Origin of the sequence: Gardnerella leopoldii (genome assembly GCF_003293675.1) — a bacterium.
In the GTDB taxonomy this organism is placed as follows: Bacteria; Actinomycetota; Actinomycetes; order Actinomycetales; family Bifidobacteriaceae; genus Bifidobacterium; species Bifidobacterium leopoldii.
In genome coordinates, this window is the sequence record NZ_CP029984.1 from 1 (window position 1) to 25814 (window position 25814).

At 41.2% G+C, this 25814-nt stretch carries 20 protein-coding genes and 4 tRNA genes; 21 read left to right on the forward strand and 3 right to left on the reverse strand.

All coding sequences use genetic code 11. The features are described 5' to 3' along the window. The first annotated feature begins 361 nt into the window (after positions 1-361). From DOD25_RS00005 to DOD25_RS00030, 6 genes are all read left to right on the forward strand, one after another. The gene (locus tag DOD25_RS00005; protein ID WP_004105574.1) at positions 362-1129 is read left to right on the forward strand and encodes a hypothetical protein; all 768 of its coding nucleotides are present in this window, start codon (positions 362-364) and stop codon (positions 1127-1129) included. A 475-nt stretch (positions 1130-1604) separates the two neighbouring features. Continuing rightward, on the forward strand, positions 1605-2495 hold the full coding sequence (locus DOD25_RS00010) for an Abi family protein (RefSeq protein ID WP_234025939.1): 891 nt from the start codon (positions 1605-1607) through the stop codon (positions 2493-2495). A 530-nt stretch (positions 2496-3025) separates the two neighbouring features. Continuing rightward, positions 3026-4234, forward strand: a complete 1209-nt coding sequence (locus tag DOD25_RS00015) for a hypothetical protein (RefSeq protein WP_112928487.1) — start codon at positions 3026-3028, stop codon at positions 4232-4234. Positions 4235-4673: 439 nt separating this feature from the next. Then, positions 4674-6014: a variant leucine-rich repeat-containing protein gene (locus tag DOD25_RS00020; RefSeq protein WP_004574107.1), complete on the forward strand. Its 1341-nt coding sequence runs from the start codon at positions 4674-4676 to the stop codon at positions 6012-6014. A gap of 17 nt (positions 6015-6031) precedes the next feature. Beyond that, positions 6032-9790, forward strand: coding sequence for a helicase (locus DOD25_RS00025; RefSeq protein ID WP_112928488.1), 3759 nt, complete (start codon positions 6032-6034; stop codon positions 9788-9790). Then, on the forward strand, positions 9787-9990 hold the full coding sequence (locus tag DOD25_RS00030; protein WP_004105564.1) for a hypothetical protein: 204 nt from the start codon (positions 9787-9789) through the stop codon (positions 9988-9990). Before DOD25_RS00025 ends, DOD25_RS00030 begins: the two co-directional genes overlap by 4 nt. A gap of 131 nt (positions 9991-10121) precedes the next feature. On the opposite strand, the gene DOD25_RS00035 is transcribed toward DOD25_RS00030, so the two are convergent. Both DOD25_RS00035 and DOD25_RS00040 read right to left on the reverse strand, forming a co-directional pair. Further along, the gene (locus DOD25_RS00035) at positions 10122-10901 is read right to left on the reverse strand and encodes a CpaB family protein (RefSeq protein ID WP_004574104.1); all 780 of its coding nucleotides are present in this window, start codon (positions 10899-10901) and stop codon (positions 10122-10124) included. Positions 10902-11013: 112 nt separating this feature from the next. Then, positions 11014-11190, reverse strand: coding sequence for an FmdB family zinc ribbon protein (locus tag DOD25_RS00040; RefSeq protein WP_004574103.1), 177 nt, complete (start codon positions 11188-11190; stop codon positions 11014-11016). Between the two features lie 309 nt (positions 11191-11499). Between DOD25_RS00040 and DOD25_RS00045 the strand changes: the two genes are divergently transcribed. The 10 genes from DOD25_RS00045 to fdxA all read left to right on the forward strand — a co-directional run bounded on the left by DOD25_RS00045 (position 11500) and on the right by fdxA (position 18786). Next, positions 11500-12582: a hypothetical protein gene (locus tag DOD25_RS00045; protein WP_032835317.1), complete on the forward strand. Its 1083-nt coding sequence runs from the start codon at positions 11500-11502 to the stop codon at positions 12580-12582. A gap of 173 nt (positions 12583-12755) precedes the next feature. After that, the gene (gene groES, locus DOD25_RS00050) at positions 12756-13049 is read left to right on the forward strand and encodes a co-chaperone GroES (protein WP_004114319.1); all 294 of its coding nucleotides are present in this window, start codon (positions 12756-12758) and stop codon (positions 13047-13049) included. A gap of 298 nt (positions 13050-13347) precedes the next feature. Then, a complete protein-coding gene (gene hisC, locus DOD25_RS00055) occupies positions 13348-14445 on the forward strand; it encodes a histidinol-phosphate transaminase (protein ID WP_112928489.1) in 1098 nt (365 codons plus the stop codon). Positions 14446-14555: 110 nt separating this feature from the next. Continuing rightward, positions 14556-14637: transfer RNA gene (locus DOD25_RS00060), tRNA-Tyr, on the forward strand. Position 14638: 1 nt separating this feature from the next. Next, positions 14639-14710 (forward strand) — tRNA-Thr (locus DOD25_RS00065). Positions 14711-14714: 4 nt separating this feature from the next. Beyond that, a tRNA-Met gene (locus DOD25_RS00070) sits at positions 14715-14788 on the forward strand. Between the two features lie 53 nt (positions 14789-14841). Further along, a complete protein-coding gene (gene rpmG, locus DOD25_RS00075; protein WP_004105548.1) occupies positions 14842-15012 on the forward strand; it encodes a 50S ribosomal protein L33 in 171 nt (56 codons plus the stop codon). A gap of 124 nt (positions 15013-15136) precedes the next feature. Then, positions 15137-16408 (forward strand): FAD-binding protein, encoded by a 1272-nt coding sequence (locus DOD25_RS00080; RefSeq protein WP_004105545.1) that lies wholly within the window; start codon positions 15137-15139, stop codon positions 16406-16408. A 290-nt stretch (positions 16409-16698) separates the two neighbouring features. After that, positions 16699-18330 carry an APC family permease gene (locus DOD25_RS00085; RefSeq protein ID WP_032842343.1) on the forward strand — a complete coding sequence of 544 codons (1632 nt, stop codon included), beginning with the start codon at positions 16699-16701 and terminating at the stop codon, positions 18328-18330. Positions 18331-18453: 123 nt separating this feature from the next. Further along, positions 18454-18786, forward strand: a complete 333-nt coding sequence (fdxA, locus tag DOD25_RS00090) for a ferredoxin (protein WP_004105541.1) — start codon at positions 18454-18456, stop codon at positions 18784-18786. Positions 18787-18821: 35 nt separating this feature from the next. Here fdxA and dinB read toward each other — a convergent pair whose 3' ends face one another. Beyond that, on the reverse strand, positions 18822-20132 hold the full coding sequence (gene dinB, locus DOD25_RS00095; RefSeq protein WP_064340705.1) for a DNA polymerase IV: 1311 nt from the start codon (positions 20130-20132) through the stop codon (positions 18822-18824). A gap of 109 nt (positions 20133-20241) precedes the next feature. On the opposite strand from dinB, the gene DOD25_RS00100 reads away from it, so the two are divergent. The 5 genes from DOD25_RS00100 (at position 20242) to DOD25_RS00120 (ending at position 25804) form a co-directional block, all read left to right on the forward strand. Then, positions 20242-21174 carry an EamA family transporter gene (locus DOD25_RS00100; protein WP_112928490.1) on the forward strand — a complete coding sequence of 311 codons (933 nt, stop codon included), beginning with the start codon at positions 20242-20244 and terminating at the stop codon, positions 21172-21174. Positions 21175-21285: 111 nt separating this feature from the next. Beyond that, positions 21286-21372: transfer RNA gene (locus DOD25_RS00105), tRNA-Ser, on the forward strand. A 299-nt stretch (positions 21373-21671) separates the two neighbouring features. Beyond that, the gene (locus DOD25_RS00110) at positions 21672-24644 is read left to right on the forward strand and encodes a peptidase (protein ID WP_112928491.1); all 2973 of its coding nucleotides are present in this window, start codon (positions 21672-21674) and stop codon (positions 24642-24644) included. Positions 24645-24826: 182 nt separating this feature from the next. Continuing rightward, positions 24827-25120: a metal-sensitive transcriptional regulator gene (locus tag DOD25_RS00115; RefSeq protein ID WP_004574096.1), complete on the forward strand. Its 294-nt coding sequence runs from the start codon at positions 24827-24829 to the stop codon at positions 25118-25120. 15 nt (positions 25121-25135) lie between these two features. After that, positions 25136-25804, forward strand: coding sequence for a YigZ family protein (locus tag DOD25_RS00120; RefSeq protein WP_004574095.1), 669 nt, complete (start codon positions 25136-25138; stop codon positions 25802-25804). Positions 25805-25814: the final 10 nt, after the last annotated feature.

Here is a 25814-nt window from a genome sequence, read left to right on the forward strand (position 1 = left end):
CAAGAGTGGCTATATTGCAACGGTTTTGCGGCTGGTTGGGGGAGTATTCAAGAGTTTCCTGAGAGTTTTCTGAGAAAAATCTTTAAAAACCTTGAAATTGACATTTTTACGAAAAATAACGCATAATACTGTATTTTTTATTCTTGAAAATAGTTTGACTGAAATATTTTTATAAAAATATGAATGTTTTTTGTTAATGAGTTGTGTGTTGGCTCTTGACTTTTTCGAACGGGGGGGGGTATGTTAATAGCAAACGCCGGTCAGTCCTAGTTTGACGGGCGTGTGTGGCTCCGGTTGGAGTTACACAGCAAATTTTTCTTCGTGTACCTAGCACGAAGGAGAAGAAGAAAGGAAAAATATTATGTTGAATAAGAAGGCTATCGCCGCATTCGCTGCTGGCGCCACCCTCCTCTCCGGTTTCGCTTTTGCTGCACCAGCAATGGCTGATAGTGCGAATTTACCTCAAACAGCCATTGAGAATGCTAAGAAGCAGGAAAAGGCTGATGCAGCTGAGTTGGCTAAAAAAGTTGAAGAGAACAAAGCTAAGGAAAATAAGGCAGTTTTAGATAATCTCGATAAGTCCAAGGCTTTTGACAACTTCCTTAACGGTTCCGAAAAGGGAGACATTGTAAATGGTTCTTTGGGCACCTTGAATGGTCGTGGTGCTGCAGAGGTTTCAGCAGCTAGGTCCAAGGCTAATGAAGCTACTGCTGCTTTGAATGCTTTGAAGGCTAAGTGGGCTGATATGTTGGCTCAGGCTGATTATCTTGACGCTGAAGGTGAACATGAAGCTGCTGCTGCTTTGCGTAAGGCTTACTACACTAATGTTCCATTCTTAGATAGTATTTCTGCTGCTACTAAGAATGAGAAGGAAGCCAAGGATGAGCTTGCTAAAGCTGAGAAGGCTTACAAGGAAAGTAAGGAACGCTTTGCTAAGTTCTTGAACAATCTTGGTGGCAAGAAGGCTGATGTTAAGAAGTCTGATAAGAAGTCTGATAAGAAGGCTGCTGCTAAGACCCCAGTTGCTGCTGCTCCATTGGCTAAGACCGGTGCTGCTGTAGCTTTGGCTGCTGTTGCTGCTTCCGTGCTTGCTGGCATGGGTGCTGCTCTTCGCAAGATCCGTCACTAAGCTGTTAGCACATTAAGTGTGTTGATTGTTTAATGATTTGTGAGCGTGCTGTATGTAAGTATGGTGCGCTCACTTGTTAAATCTTTCACTCAACGTGCCGTAAATACTGTTCAGTGTTTTGCGGCGAGTTGCTTGTAGGCTGTTTCATAATTTTACTGTTTTGCCAGATCTCTTTCTTGACAGTGGGATTGTGGTATGGTTTGTGAGTGGGACTGTTGAGTGTAAGGCTGGTTTATTTTTAGGGAGATAGGCCAGTTTATTAAGGGCTTGGGTTTAGTGCTTTTATTTGGTACTTATTCTCCGAGCCCTTTTCTTTGTATTTACGTACTTATTTACTTACCTGCTTACCTACCTATCTACTTAGGCACTTACTCTTTTTGCTTTTCCTATTCTTTCTTATACTTGAATCATTAAAGGAAAATAAATAGTTTTCTTAGTTATTTAGATTATTTTGCTTATGGATAGGTGGTGTTTCATGTTACAGACAGAGCAACTTATAGATAAGCTAAAAGGTAAGGGTGTTACTTTTCAAAAATGTACAATTAAGGATGCTATTTCATTTTTGAATGAGCATAATTATTATGTTAAGGTCACTGCCTATAAAACCAATTTTCATAAGCATAATGGTAAATATGTGGGTCTTGATTTTATGGCTCTAAAAGATTTATCTACTATTGATATGTATTTACGACGTTGGATTATTAGTGCAAGTCTTAGCGTGGAACATTCTTTAAAAGTTAATATATTAAAAAATATACAAGAAAAAAATATTGATGAATTCAGTATAGTAAGTGAATATATCGCAAAGTATCCACGCATTATAACAGAGCTTAATAACAGACGTTCTACTGCGTATGTAAAGACTATATTGGGTAAATATACTCACCCCAAGTATCCTATATATGTTTTTCTGGAAGTGATTCCATTTGGAGAATTTGTTAATTTTTATAAGTATTACTGTTCAAAGTATGAATATAATGAATTTAATTGTACATTGTTGGATAGCATAAGGAATATACGAAATGCTGCCGCTCATAGCAATTGTGTTATTCATGATTTAACAAATAAAGATGGTTTTTACAATAGTTATTTAGCTTCTAGACTTGTTAAATTATTGCCTGATGTAAGAAAAAGGACTATTCAAAACCGATTAAAAAATAACTGTGTGCAAGATTTTATTTCGCTGCTTATTGCGGTGGATGATGTTATAAAAAGTGAGGATTTGAAGAATCATTGTTTACAGGAAATCAAAGAATTGTTTGACGGTAGGATGATTAGTAATAGGGACTTGTATAAGTCATCTACATCAGTGCAACAGATGTATACTTTTTGTAAAGAGATTGTATATAATGTACAGCCATCATAGTAATTTATTAGATACGATTTGAAAACGAAAGTTTTGCGGGCGATGCATTTATGCGTCGCCCGATTTTTTTATTTGCTGGGTTATAGGCCAAGAAGCGGTATTGTTTTTGTATGAACGTAGAGGAACTGCCGCGCGCGTCATGTAAAAGTGGGTTGTTGGCGTGTCGCACAAGAGTGGCTATATTGCAACGGTTTTGCGGCTGGTTGGGGGAGTATTCAAGAGTTTCCTGAGAGTTTTCTGAGAAAAATCTTTAAAAACCTTGAAATTGACATTTTTACGAAAAATAACGCATAATACTGTATTTTTTATTCTTGAAAATAGTTTGACTGAAATATTTTTATAAAAATATGAATGTTTTTTGTTAATGAGTTGTGTGTTGGCTCTTGACTTTTTCGAACGGGGGGGGGGTATGTTAATAGCAAACGCCGGTCAGTCCTAGTTTGACGGGCGTGTGTGGCTCCGGTTGGAGTTACACAGCAAATTTTTCTTCGTGTACCTAGCACGAAGGAGAAGAAGAAAGGAAAAATATTATGTTGAATAAGAAGGCTATCGCCGCATTCGCTGCTGGCGCCACCCTCCTCTCCGGTTTCGCTTTTGCTGCACCAGCAATGGCTGATGTTAACGTTCCAGATTGCCCAGCGAATAAGGCAGATTGGAATCTTAAGAGCAAGAATGAGTCTATCGCTGCTTTAGCTAAGAAGGCTTGGGATGATGCAAAGGCTGAAGTTCCAGCTGTTCCACAAGAGCCACAAGAGCCATCTAAGGCTGAAGTTAAGGCTTTGTATGTGGCTGATGGCAATGATGGCAAGCTTAAGATGGTGACTCCTCTTCCTAATGGCACCAAGCCAGAAGATGCTGCAGCTGCTCAGTCATATGTAAATCAGAAGAACAAGTATGTTGGAGACAAGGCAACCTACGATGCTAAGCTCGCTGCTGCTAATGATGCTCATGCCCAGTATCTCAAGGCTTTGGACAACGTTAATAACTGCTCTAACCCAGATCCAACTGAGGATCAGATTAAGAGGGCTCTTATTAACAAGGTTCGTCTTGCTAAGATGAACTTGGACAATAAGGATGATGAACTTGCTGTTGCTAAGAATAAGTTCAATGATGCTTATAAGGCTTTGGTTGCTGCTCTTGCTGAGTTCAATGCACGCGTGAATGCCTTCAATGATGCTCAGGAAAAGCTCAATGCATTCTTGACTTCTGGTACGAATGATTCTGCTACCGAGACTCGTTTGCGTGATGCTGTGGACCGCGCTAAGGCTCATCTTGTCCGTGCAATGAATGCTCTTGACAAGGCTACTGCCGACTATAATGCTGCTTTGGCTGCTGCCAAGGCTGCTGTAAAGGCTTATAATGAGGCTTTGGCTCTTTACAAGGCTGTTTACAATGAGGCTGTTGCTGCCGGTGTGAACCCATCTTTGTTGCCACCAGTTGTGACTTCTGATCCTTTGGCTCCAACATTCCCAGCTGTTCCTGGTTTGAAGCATGCTTATGCTTCTGCTATGAGCGGTAAGTTTGGTAAGGAAGTTCAGGCTGCTGCTAAGCAGGGTCAGAAGGGTAAGGATACCAAGGCTTCTGCTCAGCAGAACAACAATGCTAACGGTGCTGCCGCTGGTGCTAATGGTGCCGCTGCTGCTGGTTTAGCTAAGACTGGTGCTGCTGTAGCTATGGCTGCTGTTGCTGCTTCTGTGCTTGCTGGCATGGGTGCTGCTCTTCGCAAGATCCGTCACTAAGCTGAAATCTGATTCAGTGATGAATCATTTGGGCTTTAGCTTATTGGTTGATCGTTGAGTCGGTTTTACTGTGAATTACTTAGTCTAGTGTGCTAAAAGGTGCGCTAGACTAAGTGCTTTTATAAAAATTTTGTGCTTGGCACGCTGTGTAGATCTTTTAGTTTTATACAGCAATTACTTGGTTTGCGTTTGCTTGTTGATATGGTTTGCCAAATTTCCTTTTTTACTATTGATTCAGGCTTCGTTAGCCGATTAATGCTGAGCGCTTTGCGTTGTTGCTTTCCGCTAGGGACGGTTGGTAATATCGCAAGTTTCGAGGCTCGGGAGTTTCTTCCGAGCCTTTTGTTATTTTTATGCTTAAAATCAACAAATACTAGCGCAATATACACAAAGCATGACACAATAGTAAGTAGTATGTTTTTTGAAGGGAGCAGATCACGTGAGTGAGCGACAAACCGTGCAGCGCTGGATGATTACAGTTGGTGGTGTCGAGCAGGCACGTGTGGGTGCAGGTCAGTCTGTAGAGATTGGTCGAAAGCCTATACGCCCGTTGCGTGAAGATGGTTTCGCGCGCGTCGACATAGTAGATAACAAACGTTCTATGTCAAAGAGGCATGCGCTGCTAATTGTAGACATGCGAGGCGTGGCAACAATACGAGATTTGCATTCGACCAACGGTACGTATTTAGTCAGCGAAAATGGTGATTTGCTGCGTCTAGAGCCTGATGTTGATTTTCAACTTCCAGATAACTTAATGCGCATGCAATTCGGTGATGTTCCTGTTGATTTTGTGCGTGTAGAAGAAGAATCTGCTGAAGTTGAAAAAGATAACGCAGTGCGTAATCTGTTCTCTTATGCTACAGATGAATCGCATGATGAGCCTGCAGCTTCAGATTTATCGGTAGACCAAATTCTTGATTTGCGCGCTGGTGAGCCAACAGGTGTTTTCCATGCTCAATCAGTTTCGCATCCTGGGTTGTCTTGGAAACAAGGCATGCAAAATCAAACTCAGCTCAATGATGATTCGCAAACAGATGTTGCTCCAATCAATCATGATGTAACTTTGCCTGTTATGCGAGAGCAGCAGGAGGCTCCTGTAGAGCCGCGTAATTTATTTGCAGATGCGCAAGCAATTCAGCAAGAAAGTGCGACTAAAGAAGAACCTTCTCAACAAGATTCTGTGGTTTCTGCAGTTGATTCGGTTTCTGCAGTTGATCAAGCTGATTCGGTTGCTCAGGTTTCTTCGGTTACGCCAGTTAATTCGGAAACAAATGTATTGCAAAACGAAAGTTCTCAAGAATTTCCAGTATCTCCATTAAATTCAACTGAAACTTTTGCTGAAAATATTGTCAATACTTCAGCTTTTAATAGTGCAAATACAGGTTCTAATAATCTCGATATTAACAGTTTTGGCTCTACAAATCTCGGTACTACAAGTCTCGACTCTAATAATCTCGATATTAACAATTCTGATGCGGAGTACACACCTGCATTTGAGCCAGGCTCCGTATTTGAAAAAGTATCAAAAGGCGAATTTGACTCTCAAGAAAATGTAGTGGAAGCCGGCGGATTCACGTCAAAAGAAGCTGAAGAAAGTAGTGATTTTTCAAAGCAATTTGAGATGGCGCAATATTCGCAGTTGCTTCCGTTCTTGGCTGCAAACACTGGGTTATACGATGACTTGTACGCGTGGCTCGCAGCTCAAGGTAATTCTGAAGTAGATGCTGCACTAGCTAGAAACAGCGGTTATAGTGCATATCGCAAAGCTATTGAACAGTAAGCAAGTAGGGTGGGAATATGAGTGATACAAACAACGTGGAGCAGGATTCGTCAGAGCAAGTTTTTACTGATGCAGTAGTTGAAAATACTACGTCAGAGGATGGTTCTTTAGAAAAATCTGGCTCTAATAATACGAACAGCGCTCGTACTAACGCTTTACAACATATAGTTGAGTGGAAGCAGCAATATCAGGCTCAGCTATCTCCTTCTCCACTAGAAGATATAACGCAACTTGCTGCTCAATTAGAGTTGACGCATGCTCATCCTTCCGGAATTGCGCAACTTTTTGCAAGCGGAAAAGTAACATTAAAATCTTTATTCCGGGACGCTGGAATGTTGCGAGCTGCTGGGCGAAGGCTAGATCGAGTTTTTGAAGATAGAGACGCAAAAGCGCACGAAAGTGGTGTTTCCGAGCTTTCTTTAATAGTCGGTGTTGCATCGTGGAATGGCAACCATGTGCCTGTTCTTACGTATCCTGTGAAAGTTGTTCGTGACACTAATCAAGATGAAACCTCCGCCACTATTTATTTCTCTGGAAGTGTTGGGCTGAACAATTCGCTTGTGTCGCGTTTAAGTGAGCGTGGTGTTCAACTTAGGGAAGATGTTTTATTCGACGGATCTCAATATGAAAGTGGAACGCCAGAAACTTCTGTAGTGTTTGATGCTATTTGTAAGCAAGCTCGCTCAGCTTTTCCAGATTTTGATATTGAGCGCGATATTATACTTGGCTGCTTCACAGATGCTGGTTCGCGTTTCGTAGCAGAAAGTGAACAAATTATTAACGCTTTGCAATCTGGCAATGTTGGGAATGCAATGATTGACGCTATGGCTGGCGATGATCGAGCTATTCATAAGCTTCAGTCTGCAAATAAGCCAGAATATAGTCCTTTCGACGCAGATCCTCATAGCGAATGCGAAGTTGGTGAAGTAGATAACGTTGTGCGTTATGCAGCGGAGCTTGTTGCTTCTGGAAAATCTCTGTTCGTGGATATTGATTCGGGATCGGATTCAGCTGCGATTGCTGCTGCGATTGTTTCTCGTTCTGTGATTGCAGGACGTTCTGTGTTGTATGTGCCTAATGTTGTTGAACAGCAGAGGCGTTTCCGTTACACGTTGAATACGCATGAAATTTCCTCATTAGCATTAGACGTTGCGGATGGTCATATTGCTAAGCATGTCGATGCGCAGTTGATTGCAGCAGTTGGCGCTAGACATAGTATTGCGACTTCACGATTTGAGCAGGTTGCAGATGAGTTGGTTGGAGTGCGTTCTCGCCTTACTCGTTATTTAGGTGATCTTCATGGTATCAACGAAACTTGGGGAGTATCTGCATATCAAACAATCCAGAATCTTGCAGCAATTGCAATGTTCCCAACCCATCCGTCTACGCATGTGCGTTTAGATGTTGCCGCAGCGCACGCTATGACCGGTCATATTGAGGAGTGGTCGAAGAAATTCCACCAAGCCGATGAACTTGGAGAGTTTAGGATAAATCCTGAAGATACTCCTTGGTTTGGCGCGTCGATATTTGACGAAAATGAAGCTATATCTGTATATCAGCGTGTTGTAGACGTGCTTCTTAAGCTTCTTCCAGCAACTCGAGAACAAGTTAAAAGCACTGTGCAAAGCTGTGGTTTCCCTGTGCCAACAACAGCTCGTGAGTGGAGTCGTCAAGTTACAGTTCTCAAAAATTTGCGACGTGTACTTGACGTATTCCAGCCTGAAATTTTTGAGCGCGATTTAGATGCAATGATTGAAGCGAGTAAGCCGAAAGCTCAGCGTAAAGCCGAAGGCACAATTATGGGCTTCTGGGAACGTAGACATCATGTTCGTGAAGCGCGCAGCTTGCTAAGAGTTGGAGCTAAAGTCGATGATTTGCATGAAGCATTAAAGATTGTTGCGCAGCAAGCAGCTCAGTGGCGTACTTTCGTGCCTCACGGCGGATGGCCTGTTTTGCCGCCAAAATTGGATGATATTGTAAATACTCAAGAGTTATTAGCAAGGCATTTAGTTGCTCTTGATGCAGTGTTAGCAACAACTCTTAAGGGCGCAGATCTTGAAAATATTGAATTTGCGCAGCTCGAAGCTCGTTTGCAAGATTTACATGACGACAGAGCATCTCTAGATACTCTCCCTGGTCGTTGCAATTTGGAACGCGAGTTCAGCAAAGCGGGCTTATCTGATTTAGTCAGCGATTTGCGTCGTCGCAACGTTACAGGTAATGCAATTGACGGTGAGTTGCAATTAGCTTGGTGGACTACTGTTTTTGAAGATATCGTTAATTCTTCTGCAATTATTTCTCACCAAGATGGCTCAGCAATGCAAGATGCTTCTGATCGATTCGTGCAAGTTGATACAGAACATGTGCGTTCAATCGGTCCAATGGTTCAGCAAGAAGCTATGAGGCATTTGTGTGATTTGTTGTTCTCGCATACGCAAGAAGCTAATCAGTTACATACTATGCTTGCCGGAAACCGTTCTGGAATTACTTTTAATAAATTATTGCGCAATTATGCGGAACTTGTTTTGGCTGCGAAACCAATACTTGTAGCTATGCCATCTACTCTTACTATGATGACTCCATTGAGACCTATTGCAGATACTGTAATAATTGATTCGGCATCTCATATATCAAATATTGAGTTGCTATCTATTTTGTCTCGTGCTCATCAAGTAGTAGTTTTAGCACATAAGCAAACAATAAGTTCTGAAAGCTTGCGTTCGCTTATTTCATTACTCCCATCTGTAACAGTAGTTTCTAGAGCAACAAGGCGCTCGCTTCGTTTAGCGCGATTCTTGGAAGAACATGGTTACGGAAAGTTGCGTCATGACGTTCCTGTTGAGCGTTTGCAAGGTAAAGTTCGTTTGCATCAAATTGAAGCAACTGGAGTTCCAGTAATGTCTTCTGGGCTTATTGAAAGCAGCCAGCGTGAAATTGATGAAGTAGTTGAGCTTATTCGTCAGCGTGCGAATACGTTTACGGTTGTTCCTTCAAGCTATGTGCTTGTTGTAGTTACGTTGACAAACGTGTTCCGCAGTCGTTTGGGAGCTGAGTTGAAGTCTTTGTCTATTAAAGACGAAAACATGGCTAGATTCTTGCGACATGTGAGACTTTTGGGCGTTAATGAAGCTTCTGGAGCAATAGCAACAGATGTAATTATGTCGCTTTGCTATGCAAAAACATCTCATGGCAGACTTCTTCAGCAGTTTGGATTGCTTGAAGAAGAAGGTGGAAGCAGTATGCTTCTTGACGCTTTGGCTCTAGCTCGTCGTCATCTAGATATTGTTAGTGCGTTTACATCTAAAGATATGGAAGATGAGCGTTTGCACCAAGATGGTCCAAAGCTTTTGAAGAGTCTTTTGCAATGGGCTGAGAAGTTAAGTGATAAGCCGCTTCGTCCAGAAGATGCTAACGATGTTGAAGCGCAAATTGCTGCAGAAGCTGCGCAAAGGAATGTGCTATTTACTGATTTAGCTGAGCGTATTCGCTCGCGTGGATTAAAAGTTGCAGTCAACTATGGCTTCGATAATGGCGTTAGAATTCCTCTAGTAGTTGGACTTGCGGATAAGCCATTTGCTGTTGCTGTGCTTACGGATGATGCGCAATTTATGAGCGTGCAATCAACTCGTGAACGTCATCGCATGATTATTCAGGATTTGGAATCCTTGGGCTGGTCAGTTATGACAGTGTGGAGTGTTGGAGCTTTTGTCAATCCTGAAAAAGAGGTTGATCGTGTTGTTTCTCGTCTCGGGGAATTGTATGGTGACAACGAATGAGTAAATACGATCCCAATAGAAGATCTCCCCGCAGGTCGGTTAGGGTTGTTCGTGAAGGCTCAGAGCTTTTTGATGCAGATGGCGTTAAACTCGAGCCTTCTGACGAGCTTACTTTGCAACAGCGCAATCAAGACGACGATAATCGCATTTTAAGCGAATTGCCGCCTCACTGGGCGGTGTTTTCCGAGCGTATGAGTTGAGCTTGAAATACGCGAGAAGTAGCAGAATGATTTATTCTTGTTGCTGCTTGTTGCTGACTGGCTATTATCGCTAATTGCTAATAATTACCGCTGATTTCTACTAATCGTGTACGTATTCCATGACGGCAATCTCATTGTGACAATTTCATGGCAATAATTGCCAAAGAGGGGTTTGCAGACTGAGCTTGTAATAATCGCAACGCATCTGCAGCAGGCATAGCAAGAGTGGTAGTATTCTGCTGATTTTGTGAAGCTTGAGTGTTTTGACTTATTTGCATCACCATAACATTATGAACTACGCTAACATAGCGTTCGTCAATTTCTGCAATATTGTTTTCTTCAATATCGTGGTTTTTGTTTTTATCGTTATTTTCTGCAGTGCTACTTTTAGATTTTTCGCTGTTTCGGCTTTCTGCATTTTGAGAGTTAGAAATTTCTTCATCTTGCACAGGCTTGCTAAAAGCTAAATCGATTTTTTCGCCAGGAAGCAGTGTGTGATCTGCACTAGCTAAATGAATGGTAATAGAAGTGAATCCTTTTGGAATGCGCGGAATTTTACTTAATAGTGTTTGCAAAATTGGCATGCCTTTACGTATTTCACATGTTGCAACAATAGAAGCATTCGCGCTTATATTATTGGATAGCGCTTGATTAAATACTTTATGCTTAGGCACTCGAACGTATGCAATATCGTTTACGCTAACGCGTGAACCTTGCTGAATATTGTGTTTAGCTACTGCTATGACTTGAGTCTCTTGTGAATCAATAATAGTTGACACAACGAGTAAAGCCATCATTCCAGCACATAGCACAATAATGATTTTCCGCACGAAAGCGCGTTGCCTTCGCTGCAATAACGCACTATTTTTTGCGTTATTTTGAGATTTAAATAAAGAAAAATTTATGCTCATACTTGCATTTTGAAATATAAAAAATGCAAGAGCAAGAAAAATTGCGCACTGTGGATAAAACCTATTAGCGCGCAATATTTAAACAATAATTAATATTTATAATTTTACAAAATCATTTATCGGTTCGATAAAAGCCTTTGCCTTTAAAGTTGATTGGAGGAGCGGAGTACACTTTGTGCACTGCATCTTTCCCGCACTGAGGGCAAATGGTAATAGGGTCATCTGAAAATGATTGATGTTCTGAAAAATCGTATCCGCATTGCTTGCAACGATAATGATAAGTAGGCAAAAGTCCCTCCGAAGTTACACGAGCACGTAAGTAGAAACTTACTGTTCCTTCACATATCCTAGTACATACTATGACAGTTATTATAGGTGTTAAATTTGCTTAGTGAATGATTGCGGCACAGCATATTGTGTGATGGCGCGCGCAATAATCCCACATTTTGGCGACACGCCGAAATGTTTATGTTGCTACACATCCTATGACTTCCTTATATTAATAGTTATGGGTTATGAATCGGTGAGTGCGGTACTCGTATTAGTCATCCTCGTAGCCTTATGGTTCGGGTGGTTGCCTAAACGCACGGTTAACGGCATGAAGTCTATGCTTGAACATCGCGAGGATAGGTTTTCACCAACACTTCATCTTGTAGGTGAGTGGAGTACTACGCGTATTTGCGACGGTACTAGTATGTTGGCAAAAGGGGCTTGTATGCAACCGACACAACAAAAACGAACATTAACTCCTGAATATATTGCGCGCATTCGCGCTGCTAGGCGTGCTGCGATACGCCGTCGTTGTGTGTTGGTAGTTGCGCTTGCTGTCTTGACTTTTGTCGTATTCTTAGCAGGATGCTCTGGTATATTTTCTCCAGTTTTTGCTCTTATTCCTGGAGCTATGTTGGCAGTAGTGCTTTATTTTGGAGCTCGTGCTTCTAAGCATGCTCGTGCTTGGGAGGCGCGTATTGCAACAATGCGCGCTGCTTCGAAACGCAAAGCTGAGGATGAATTATGTGAACGCCGCAATAGTGCTGTTATACGTCAGTTGAAAGATTATTCTTCTGCATCTGATTCTGATTTTAATGGAGAAATCAACAGTAGTGATGCGATTTCCCAAAACGACAGTGCTGAGTATTCTGTATCTCAGACTGTAGTGCCTGTTCGAAATGGCGCATCTCGTGACAATACTGAAACTTCGGTTATGGAGCAGAGCGAAATTCGTGTTGCGTTACATCGTGCGGAGCAAGAGCGCAATGCAGCGTTGCGTGAGCGTTCGTATAAAGAAGAATCTGAATCTAAAGAATCTAATATCGTTGAAGCGGAAAATAAAGACGCATACGATTCTTCTAACGCTTCTGTGGCTTCGGGGCAAAACTATCAGTCTAATCAAGATTTAATTTCGTTCTCGCTTGATTCACAAACTAAGTCTGATTCAAGTAATGCTAATTTGGCATCTCGTACTCCAGAAAGTTTGGAAATTAAATCAACTAAGCAAGTAGTTAAAGCTGTACCAGTTGCTAACGCTGATAGTGCTGCTGCCGCTACTAATTTTGTTGCTGCAAACTCTTCTCAGTTCCACGAAAAAGAAAAAGTAAGCGAAGTGGATGCTCCAGAAAGTTCTGAAGACTCACTTGGTGTGGCAAATTTGCATGATGTTCTTGCTCGTCGCAATGCCTGATTTAAGAGTTTTCTAAAAATTTTCTTAAAAGATTAGCACTCGAGTTGTTAGAGTGCTAAATTCGCGCTATTATGAGGCACAGAGCGTAAGTGCGGTTGCGGACGTGATCGTCAGCCTCGTCGGATTGTTTCTTGCGTACGAAATTAATATCTCTTATGAAAGGGGTGGCAACAGTGTCGATTAAGCTCACACCGTTGGAGGATAAGATTATTGTTAAGCAAGCTCAAGCGGAAACTCAGACTGCTTCTGGCTTGTATATTCCAGATAATGCCAAGGAAAAGCCACAGCAGGGTGAAGTTCTTGCCGTAGGTCCTGGTCGTCGTGACGATAAGGGCGAGCGCATTCCTATGGATGTTAAGGTTGGAGACAAGGTTCTTTATTCCAAGTACGGTGGAACTGAAGTGCATTACGAAGGTGAGGACTACTTAATCGTGTCTTCTCGCGATGTGCTTGCGATTCTTGGCTAGTATTTAGCCGGTTGAAACAATAAAACTTACGCTGGAAATGACGGAAACGTTATTCCCAGCGTTTTTTATTGCGGTACGTAAGAATGTGCCGTGAAATATTTGGATAGCCGGCAGAAACTTTACGCGGTTGTAAGGTTTTGGTTGGATTTTGGCTTGGAAACGGCAGAAAGTTTACATGGCTGTAAAGTTTTGGTCGGATTAAGGCGATAAAGCGGCAGTTTCTTTACATGCGTGCGCAATTTTAGTCGGATTTTCGCTATTGCACAGTTAAGGTATGTGTAGAGTATGATGGAGAAGTATGACATACAAACACCGCAATATTGTAGATACAATTCCTAGCTACAAGCAGGGTAAGCCAGCTCCTAAATTGGACGGCATTCGTGCGTATAAGATTTCTAGTAACGAAAATCCTTATGAGCCTTTGCAAAGCGTAAAAGAAGCAATCTCAAATCGCGCGCTTAATGTAATAAACCGTTATCCTAATATGCGTGGCACAGAAGTTGTTGAAGAACTTGCTAAGCGTTTTGGTGTGACTGCAGACGAAGTAGTGCTTGGTTGCGGCTCTACGGAAGTTATTACGCAGCTTGTTGACTTGGTTGCAGGTCCGGGAGATGAGGTCATATATCCTTGGAGAAGCTTTGAAGCTTACCCGATTATTGTAACGGGAGCTGGTGCTACAAGCGTTCAGATTCCTAATCGTGCCGATGGTTCTCACGATGTTGACGCTATGATTGCAGCTATTAACGATCGCACGCGTTTGATTATTTTGAATAATCCTAATAATCCAACTTCTGCTTCACTTAGCGAGAAGGAAGCTCGCAAGGTGTTAGATGCTGTGCCAAGCGACGTTCTTGTACTTATTGACGAAGCTTATGTGCAGTTTAACACAGCAAAAGGCACTGCAAATGGCATAAAGCTGTACCATGAGTATCCAAATGTAGTTGTTGCTCAAACGTTCTCCAAGGCTTATGGATTGGCAGGTTTGCGCATTGGTTATGGTATTGCTCCGGCTGAAGTCGTAGACGGTATGCGTAAAGTTGCTGTGCCATTTGGAGTGTCTCAAATAGCGCAGGTCGCAGCTTTGGCTTCTTTGGAAGATGACGCAAGCAAGGAGATGAGTACTCGTGTTGCATCTCTCGTTGCTGAGCGCGAGCGCATTGTTGAAGCTTTACGCGAGCAAGGCTGGAATATTGAGGATGCGTACGCAAACTTCTTCTGGATGCCATTTGGGGCAGATACTGAGAAAGTAACAGAACATTTTATTGCTGCAGGATTGTCTGTTCGCGCTTTTGCTGGTGAAGGTATTCGCATTAGTATCGGCGAGCGCGAGGCTAATGACAGAGTTTTGACAGTTTGCGAAAATTTAAAAAAAGAGGGTTTTTCGCTAAATAACTAGCTTTTTGCATAAAAGTTTTGCTTTCGGCGTGTCTTAATCTTGCATTAGTCGCGATTTCGTGGCAAAATAACAAAGTTGCCGTTTGAAGTTCACTTCTTACGGAGACTGCTGGCGGGTTTCCCAAGTGGTCAAAGGGAGCTGACTGTAAATCAGCCGCTTCGTGCTTCAGTGGTTCGAATCCACTACCCGCCACGCCTCGATAGCTCAGTGGTAGAGCACTTCCTTGGTAAGGAAGAGGTCGTGAGTCCGATTCTCACTCGAGGCTCTCTGGCGGGGTAGCTCAGCTGGCTAGAGCGTACGACTCATAATCGTAAGGTCAAGAGTTCGAGTCTCTTCCTCGCTACAACGGCCAGTAGGAGACTGGCTGGCCAATAATGAATTGTAGAGGTGAACGAAATGGCAAGCAAGAGCGCCGACATCCGTCCGGGCATTACGATGGCATGCACGGAGTGCAAAGAGCGTAATTACATCACGACGAAGAATCGTCGCAATACGCCTGATCGTCTTGAGTTGAACAAGTTCTGCCCACGCTGCGGCAAGCATACGCTTCATCGCGAGACTCGCTGAATTTTCAGCTTACTGCGCTCACGGTTTTGGCTTGTTTAAGCTTGTTGCTAGTTGCGCAGATTTTATGCTTATTACCCCGCTTAATGCGGGGTTTTTGTTATTTATTGCTGTTAATATTTAAACCATGAGTATGCAAGCATCTTTAGTAAATAATCCATCATTTGCAGATATAACAACTGTTGGCGTAGGTGGCAAAATTGTGCGTTTTATAGAGCCCAAAAGTCGCGTTGCTGTTATTGAAGCGGTAGAAGATGCTGATGAGGCTGGTCTGCCTTTATGTGTTATCGGTGGCGGCTCTAATATGCTTGTTAGCGATGAGGATTTCAACGGCGTTGTTGTGCGAGATGCTAGACGTGATATTCATGTGCTTGATGAAGCAGCACCTTCAGAAGATGGCATTGATTTGCAAAGTGGTGCTCATTTAGTGCATATCAATGCTGAAGCTGGTTGTAATTGGGATGATTTTGTTTCACATACGATTTCTCTTGGCTTAGAGGGTGTAGAAGGTCTTTCTGGCATACCTGGCACTGTTGGGGCTTCTGTTGTACAAAATATTGGCGCTTATGGTCAAGAAGTATCTCAAAGTGTTACTTCCGTAGAAGTTTGGGATCGCGAAACAAAATCAACTATGGAGTTGCAAAAGGATGCTTTAAATTTTGGGTATCGCACTTCATTGCTTAAAAAAAGCATGTACTCTTCAGTAGGAGTCCCTGTGGACTCGTATTTTCCTACTCCTCGTTACGTTGTACTGTCTGTTACTTTTTGTTTGAAGCATAATTCAACCGGCGTTGTTTCTCATTCGCAATTAGCTAATGCTTTGCACGTAGAATTAGGCGAGCGCATGCAAACAGCAGCAATACGTCGTGAAGTTTTGCGCGTTCGTGCTTCTAAAGGCATGCTTGAGGATGCTTCTCGTTACGATAAGCTGTGGATGCGTGGTACAAAGTGTGCTGAAGGTGTTGAATTTGCTTTGCGATTGCAAAGTGAAGACTATGTTACTGGTGAATTTTTAGAGGGCGATAATATTTACAGTGATCGTCATAGTTGCGGTAGTTTCTTTATGAATCCAATACTTAGTACTAGTGAAGCCGATACTTTGCCAGAAGATGCTCCTAAATTTGATGCAATTATGCAAGATGGATCGCATGGTATAAAAACTTCTGCAGCTTGGCTTATTGACCATGCTGGATTCCATAAGGGTTTTAGGCTTATAGAAAATGGGAAACCTTCGCCTGCAGGTCTTTCTTCATTGCATACTTTGGCGCTTACCAATCGTAATAATGCTTCTTGTGACGACATTGCAAATTTGGCAAAAACTATTATCCGTGGTGTGCAAAGTAAGTTTGGTGTAACGCTTATTCCTGAACCTGTTGTAATAAATATTTCTATAAACTGAAAATTTTACGAATATAATATGTTTTATGCAGTAATATATAAGTTTATTGTTTAAATTTTCACAAATAATAAAGGAACACACGGTAAAACTACCGTGTAAGCAATGTTTTGTGTAATATTTACCTACATTATCTATATAAATTTTTTATTTAATTACATTTACAGGAATAAATAAAGAAAATTAAGTAGAAATTTTATATAGGTGAAGTCGCAACTGTTTCGCAAATTTATTAATTCGCTTCTGATTGCGGCATACCTTTATACCTATACCTCAACGAAAGTGCGTTTATTATGCAAATATGGAGAAAGAAGTCTGTTGAACAGACTATCGCTGAGACTATGGATGGTGAACGCCATCTTAAACGTACATTAAATGCTTGGGATTTGGCAGTTATGGGTGTTGCTGTCGCTGTTGGTGCCGGTATTTTCTCTGTCGGTGCTCAGGCTGCAGCATTCCATGCTGGTCCTGCTGTAATTATTAGCTTTATTATTGCAGGCATTGTATGCGGTTCTGCTGCAATGTGCTACGCAGAATTTGCTTCAATGATCCCAGTTGCTGGATCTGCTTATACGTTTACATATACTACAGTTGGTGAGCTTATTGCTTGGATTATTGGCTGGGATATGATCCTAGAAATGCTGATGGCTGGCTCAGTAATTGCAAAGTATTGGGGCGTTTATCTTAACGATTTAATGAAGCTTTTCGGTTTGAATATGACCACCAGTTTTAACGTAGGTGGTTTCACTATTGATGTTGCTCCAATTATAATTGTTGCATTCTTTACAACTATGCTTGTCCTTGGAACTAAGCTTTCTGCACGCTTCGACGGCGCTTTAACAATCTTGAAGATTGGTATCGTTCTGTTCGTGGTTGTTGTGGGCTTCTTCTACATTAAAGCTTCCAACTTTACGCCATTTGTGCCACCTGCAACCGACGCTGCAAGTGTAAAGGGAATAGAAGTTTCTGGCGTTATGAGCCAGCCTCTGTGGCAGTGGATAACAGGCATGCAGCCAGCTGTTTATGGCGTTCCAGGTATTCTTTCCGGCGCGGCCCTCGTGTTCTTCGCGTTTATTGGTTTTGACGTTGTGGCAACCACAGCAGAAGAAACTAAGGATCCACACAAGAACATTCCACGAGGCATTGGTCTTGGATTGTTTATTGTTACTGTTCTTTACATCCTCGTCGCAGTCGTAACAACTGGTATGGTTTCCTATAAGGATTTGGCAAAGCAAGCCGCTCCTTCGCTTTCTACAAGCTTCGAACTTGTGGGTGCTACTTGGGCTGCAAAGATTATTTCCCTCGGTATTGTTATTGGTTTGACAACCGTTGTGATGGTGCTTTTGCTCGGTCTTACGCGCATTATCTTCGCTGTGAGCCGCGATGGCTTGCTTCCACGTAGCTTCTCTAAGGTAAGCAAGCGTGGTATTCCTGCAAGACTTCAGATTGTTGCTGGTATTGTTGTGGCAGTCGTTGCTTCCACTCTCGATATTGGCATTCTTTCCGACATGGTGAACATTGGTACGCTTTCTGCATTCCTGCTTGTTTCTGCTGGCGTGCCGATTATGCGTATGCGCAGACCAGATTTGCACCGTTCATTTAGCGTTCCTGGTAATCCATGGCTTCCGCTGTTTGCAGCACTTTCTACATTCTGGCTCATGCTTAACTTGTCTGTGCTTACGTGGATTCGTTTTGCAGTGTGGCTAGCAATTGGTTTTGCGGTGTACTTCGGTTACTCTTACCGCAATTCTTTGCTTGGCAGGCAGTTGCGTAAAGCTAAGCAGCTCGGTGTTCCGGTTGAAACTTTGTTTGCTCAAGATGCCGCTGCTGCAGCGAAGGTAGCTGAAGGAGAAACAGAGGAGCAGGCTCGTGCAGAAGTTCAAGCTGAGGCGTCTGCTGCGGCCTCGCAAAATAATCAAAATTAATAAATTATTTATTTAGCAAGAAGTCGGCATACGATTATATTCGCATGCCGACTTCTTGTGTTATAGACTTTTCAAAAATGTTCTATAATAGAAAAGTTGCATAAAAGCAGAAAGGAGGGCGTTATGCCATATGTAATCGCAGAGCCTTGCGTTGATGTAAAAGATAAAGCGTGTGTAGATGAATGCCCTGTAGACTGCATTTATGAAGGCGATCGAACGCTTTATATTAACCCGAACGAGTGTGTGGATTGTGGAGCTTGCGAACCGGCTTGCCCAGTAGAAGCTATTTTTTATGAAGATGATTTGCCAGAAGGCTGGGAGTGGTATCGCGATGCTGCGGTTGATTATTTCGACAAGCTCGGAGATTTGGGAGGAGCTACAGATGCTGGAGCTTCCGGATGGGATGAAGCTCGCGTTGCAGCCTTGCCTCCGCGTTCAGATAAAGCAAGTAATTAATCATTTGAAAAAGTATTGTTTAATGTGGCGCGAGTTCATAATCCAATATGAGCTGCGTTGTTGCCGTATTTTTTGCGAACGGCATCTAAAGCGTGTTCTGCGTGACGCAATCTAGTATTTTTATTCATTGCGGACATGCTGTTTTGTGTAGGATTTTTAGATTCGCGAGTATTTTCCTCCAGAATATCGTTTAGAGAAGGCTGAAGTGAAACCTTATTTGTTGGCACAAGATTATTCGCTGTAACACCAGCTAAACGAACTGGGCTTAAAAGCTTTGTATTATTGCCTCCAAGAATGTAATTATGCACAGTTGGATTAGCTTTAGAAAGCAAAACAACGACATGCTCGTAAAACTCGTGTGTTGAATCAGTTGCGTTTTGCAAAGTAGAAGATCTAGTAACATAATGCAAGTCGCCAAAGCGTAGTTTTAACGTTATAGTGCGTGCCATAAGTTTTCTGTTTCGCAACTGTTGAGTTACTTCGCTGCAGCATTGCTGTAGTAATTGTTTAACAGCATTCTCGTCCGTGGTATCTGTATCAAGAGTTCGCTCACTTCCAATGGATTTTTCAGGGGTATGTGCAGTCACAGTGCGCTCGTCTATGCCCCTAACTGATTGATATATCATTCTTGCTAAGATTTGCGAACCTGTTATGCGAGTAAGCGTTGCTTCGTCAACATTTTTAAGCGACGTAACAGTAGATAAGCCCCAATCCTCAAGCTTATGTATTAAAGATGAGCCAATTCCTGGTATTGCGCGCAATGGCATTATTGATACAAAATCTTCATTGCATTTTTGCGGAATAAGAAGCATTCCATTAGGTTTTGCATTAGTGGAAGCCATTTTTGCAATAAGTTTATTGTTAGCAATACCAACTGAACATGTGATATGATACTTTTCAAATACTTCTTTTCGTACCCAAGTTCCAATATTTACAGGCGATTTCCACTGTAATAAAGCCGATTTAACATTCATATAGCATTCGTCAACAGAAACTTTTTCAACTTGATTAGTAATATGCAAAAAAATATTTTCAAAAATACTTTTGGAAACGCTTGAATAATAAGGAATGTCAACTGGCAAGAAAACTCCTTGTGGACAAAGATTTCTAGCTTTAACAACGGGCATGGCGGAATTAACGCCGTAAGCGCGCGCTTCGTAGCTTGCTGCAGAAACAACAGCACGATTGCCTGTGCCAATAATAAGCGGCTTTCCTTTAAGCTCCGGATGTCTTGCAACTTCTAAAGAAGCATAAAATGCATCCATGTCGACGTGAAGTATGTTACAACCTGAGGTGTCGTGCCCCCAATCACGTTTCGCTGCTTGTACTCTCGGTGCTGTACTCATAAGTTTATAATAGAACAAACGTTCGATTTTATGGAAAAAATTTGTGGATTAAACTAATGTTTTTGTAAAAAAGCGTATGTCGGATCAATATTCATGTAGGGTTGTTGCTATGAAGCAATTTGTCGTCAATCTTTTACATCGCATGCCTGTGCTGCTTATTATCGTCATTGAGGCTTCAATGGTGTATACAGCAACTTCTGTTGCAAAAGTAGCTTTTAGCCAATTGGATCCTCTGTATGCAGTGTGGTATCGAGTAGGATTTATGGCATTGTTGCTTTTGGCTTGGAGAAGACCATTTTCTCGCAGCAAACGTAGTCTTTTACCAAAAACGCTACGAGAATGGGGGATTGTTGCAGCTGTTGGCGTGTCGTTAGTTGCTATGAACACTATGTTCTATGTTGCTATTAGTTGCATGGCTGTTGGCGTTGCGGTAACCATAGAATTCATAGGCCCCTTGCTTGTAGCTGTTATTACAGGTCATGAATGGCGAGAGCGTGTGGGAATTGTGATTGCTGTTTGTGGCATTATGCTGTTAGCTAGTGCTTCTATACATAGTTCAGTAAGCCCACATTTTCTAATTGGGTTATTCGCCATTCTTGTTGGCGGTTCAATGTGGGGCCTATATATTGTTTCAGGTCGCATGTTGGCAAAAAGTTCACACGCTATTGATCGTGTAAGTGTTGCAGCTCTTATTGGTTGGCTGCTGCAGTCTGTTGTTCTTGCTGTTCCTGCAGTGCAGCATGTTATTTCGCCTAAACCAGAAGCTACTTGGGCTGCTCGCCCTGGTGGTTCTTTTGCTTTACTTGCGTTAATGTTGGTTATTGCAATATGCGCTTCTTTCTTCCCAACTTTGCTTGATCAGGTTTTATTGAAACGTGTTACTTCTGCAAAATACTCTGTTATGCAAGCGTTGTATCCTGCGATCGCGGTTATTATTGGAATGGGATTTGGTGAAATTCCAACATTGACTGATATTGCAGGAATAATTCTTGTTATGTTTGCTGTAGTCGTAACGTTTTCTGGAGATCATAATCCTGTGTAGCACTGGATATTGTTATATTAATGTTATCTTAAAGTGTGTCGCCAAGCTTGTTTACAGTCCTTAAGAGGTGCTATAGTGTCAATCTGTTGCTGTTATGTACAGTAAACAAGTGGAGTCATGCCTGAGTGGCCGATAGGGGCACCCTGCTAAGGTGTTAGTCGTGTAAGCGGCTCGAGAGTTCGAATCTCTCTGACTCCGCGGGTTACTCCGGATTGCTTTTCGCGGTCCGGAGTTTTTGTTTTTGTTTTATCAATTACGTATAGAAAACGTGCAGTATGCAATTAAAATACGCTTATTTTACACTTTAGAAATAAAAAATAATATATCAAAAGAAGAAATTGTGGATTTGTGAATAGCTCCGTAATTTTACTCAAGCTTTTAACCACAATAGTAAAAAAATATTTACTCATACTTTCTTTAAGCTCATAGTTGACTCATGAATGCTTATTAAAAGTGTTCAAAATAATATTTAAAGGGTTGGGCTAAAGGAGATTTTTATGAAAAAGTATGGAGGGAAGCATAATAGTGCTCGTAGCGATAACAATATGCGCGCTAGTATGAAACGTAAAACTATTCGTAGTCTGTCAGCATTTTTTGCTTCTATTTTTGTAATTCCTGCTATATTCTGCACGCAGTCAGCTTTAGGTTATTATGATGAACCTGGTGTATTTTATAAGGTTTCAGACAAAATAGAATGGCTTAAAGATCATACTCTTCGCACAAAGCTTGGTCCTACACCAAGTTATTGGGGCAAGAAACATATATCTTATTGTATTGAATCAAGTGTAGATTTTGGTCGCTCATCAGGTGATTGGAAGCAAGAACTCGACAAAGATTATCGCATTGCTGCAGAAATGATAAAAACTTCTAGTAATAATGACGATTTGCTTACTCAAACATCTATAGCTTTCGCAATGCACGATCATTTTGATCTTAAAAAAGATGAGTGGAAAAGAGCTGTAGATAATGGTTTTGAAAAAATCTCTACTGAGGATTTGAAAAAAACATCTAAGAAATTGTGGGAAGAAGCCGAAAATAATACTCCTATGAACTTAGAAGTTAATCAAGAGTATACTTCAGGAAAGCATGCTGGAGTTGTGCATGTAAGGGTGAAAAATATCAAGGGCTATGCTCTTAAAGATGTTCCTATTAGGCTTGAATCTGAAGATGCTTTAGTTGAGTTTAATGATGGTAAACAATCTGTTGAATTAAAGTCCAAAGATGAAGTAGTGAATATTCCTTGGAGTTCTAAGAGAAATGGTACTGCCATCGTTAAAATTGGATTTTTAGCTCCTAAAGCTGAAAGATATTATTCACCTGAATATCAAGACGAGATACGTTCCATAAACGATGCTGAATATAGTGAAAAACTTGCTTTCGGAGTAAAAGACAGTTTCCAGCCGACTCTTACTTCAAAAGTTGCAAAACATGAGCTGCATGTGGGCGAGAAGGTTGATAGCACAGTAACCAGTGGAGTGTTGGCAAAAGATAGTTGGTTAAATGGAGTTACTTTGCGTGCCCAAGGATATTATTTCGTTGGATCTGCTAAAGATATTTTGCAAATTAGGCAACGTAACAATGGCGAATCTGCAGTTCAATACCTGAAACGTATTAGAGCTTTGCCAGATTTGCGACAGGTTGCTGCAGCAAAAGCTGACTTTTCTAAAGCTAACGAAAGTGTGAATGCTAAGGCTAAACGCGCAAATGGCGATATTAGTGCATCAGATTTGAAGGAAGCTGAAGATTACAAAGTCGCTGATAATGAAGCTGGTCTTTTTGGCACATGGGTTTGGATTATTTCTCGTGATGCGCAGAAAAAAGAAGATGCAGATAAATTAGATGATGAAGTTGTGAAAGTATTTGGTTCTGCAGATTCTACTTCTGTATACCAAGCAACTATAAGTTCTGATGTTGTTACAAAGCAGAAAATTGTTGGTATTGGCACAGAAATTGTTAGTGAAATCACTGTAAGAGGTCTTCCGGAAACATATGGATCGTTTAAAGGTAATGAAACATATGGTTTTAATGCCGACAAGAAGGCACACATTCGCGTTTGGTGGGCTGGAGAAGGCAGTGAAAAAAGCACTAAAAAAGATAATGAAAAATATATGCCGGGATCTAAAGGTGAAGCAGCCGAGCAAGAGCCAAAAGAAGATGCGCATCATCATTTAATTGATAATTGGGAGGTTCCAGCAGTAAATGGAGTTTATAAGGTTGGTAATGGAAGCATTACAATGCGCCCTATTGCTGGAGTCAATAAATCTTCTTCGGATCCGAAAGTTTTGAAAGATAATGTGCATATTCGCGCTAACAAAAATAGTGAGTCAGGATGGTATGTGTTTGTTTATGATTTTCCTGGTTCTTCGCGCGCTTTAGCTCATAAATCTGCGTATAACGGATTGTGGAGTCGTGCCTTAGTTGAACCGAATGTTTTAACTACTCCTGTATCTGTTACAACTAGAGTAAGCGATGAAAAGGTTAAGGCTGGTGAAAAGTTCCACGATAATGCTCGTATTACTGGCACGTTGCCAAAAGGCAGTTACGTAGTGTTTAGTGCATACGAGTATGAAGATGGTAAGGAAAATAAGAGCGATTGTGACGGAGCTAAATGTAACGATGCTAAGAATGGCGACGCTAAGAATAGTGAAACTAAAAATAGCGGTACAAAAAACAGTAATTCTGAAACTAAGGAAACTAAGGAAGCTAAGGAAACTAAGGAAGCTAAAGAAACTAAAGAAACTAAGGAAACTGCAATATCTGTTGAAATTGAGAAAAAAATGCCTCAATCTCGCGTAAATATTACAGATAAGCAGGCTGAAGAAAGTAAGAAGTCTTCTATTTCTGTAAGTTCTGCAGATATTACATTAGATCATGAAGGAACTATTTATTGGAAAGCTGAAGTTTACGATGCTCAGGGTAATCCTTTAGCAACTCATGTATTGGGTGTAGAAGGAGAGACTGTGCAAGTTTCCGGCGGCGAGGATCGTTCTAAGAATGATAAGAATGATGGAGATGATGAGCATGATGCAAATGATGAGAAAAATGAAGAAACTTTGAGTAATGAAACTGATGAAAAAAATAGTAATGAAAATAAGGAGAATGGTAAAGAAAGCAAAGAAAAAGTAGAAGAAAATCATAGTAAAACTGGTAGTGATGAAACGGTTAACAGTGATGATTTAACTGATTCAAAAAATGATGGGAACGATCATACTTCCAATCAACATGTCGGTACGAATAGCAACGAAAATGCTAGTAAGAATTATGCTAATCAAAGTAATACAATTCCAACATCGCTTGCTGTTACTGGCGCTTCTTCGGTAACTGTGATACTTCTTGCTGTTATTATGTTAACCTTTGCTTCAGGTTTATCGTTAGGTCGTTTTTCAGCTATAGTTCCTAAACATGGGAGAATGTCTACTGGGGCACGGCATAGCGAAATTCCTCCAATGAGGCGTAGATTAGTGCAATAATATGTTTTGATATAGAATATTTGACGCGTTAGTCTATTGAGATCTTTTTGAAGTAGATTAACGCGTCATTTTGCAATAAATAATACGATGATGCATAATATAGATACAACGATTTATTGTATTAATTTGTATATGATGTTATAACCTTTGTGTGGTTATGTAATTGATAAATCGGAGTAACGATGAAAAGTTATGATATTGATAAAGAAAAACTGATAGTACGCATGCATCGAGTACAAGGTCAGCTTGCAGCAGTCAATACTATGATTGAAAACGATGCGAAGTGTCAAGATGTTCTTATGCAGCTTTCCGCTGCAACTGCTGCTTTACATTCTTTAGCAGTGATAGTGGCAAGGGAACATGTCAATAAAGAAATACATGAATCTGTAAAAATTGGTACCGAAGGAGGTGCCGATGCAGCAATGGAAGATATTTCTGGTATCATTGACAGGTTATTGCGTTACGAAAAAGCGTAGTATTGGTAGTATCTAGTGATTAATTCGCATAATATTCTGCACACTGTTCGTCAATTGCAATCGCAGCCTTTCGAGGCTTCTTTCGTAGAGAAAAAATCAGAGTTTATTGGATGTATTTGTCATATTGACAATCTTGACGATGCTGTGGAATTTATGCAATCAGTGCGTTTTAAGAATCCTAAAGCTCGTCATGTTGCTTATGCTGCAATTTGTGGCTCATCGAAAGCTCAATTGCGTGAGCGCATGAGTGACGATGGTGAGCCAACTGGAACAGCAGGAAAACCAATATTAGATGTACTTAGATCGTCAAATTTAACAGATTGTGTAGTAACAGTAACGCGATATTTTGGCGGTATTTTGCTTGGAGCTGGTGGTCTAACCAGAGCTTATGCGCGTGCGGCAAGTATGGCAGTAGAATCTGCGCAAATAGTTGATATTATTACGTGCACTCGTTTTACTTGCAAGTTGCAATATCAACAATTGCGAATGTTGCAGCATATTGTAAGCCAAATGGAAGGCATAATTGACAACGAAATCTATGGTGCTGAAATTTCTCTTAATATTGCTATTCCAACTTTAAAATCACAAGAATTTCTTGATATGGTTCAGAATGCTTTTTCTGGAAGCGTTGTGCCGGAAGCAGATGGTACTCTAAGTAATAAGCTGATAGATACTAAGCGTTAAAGGTGATTTC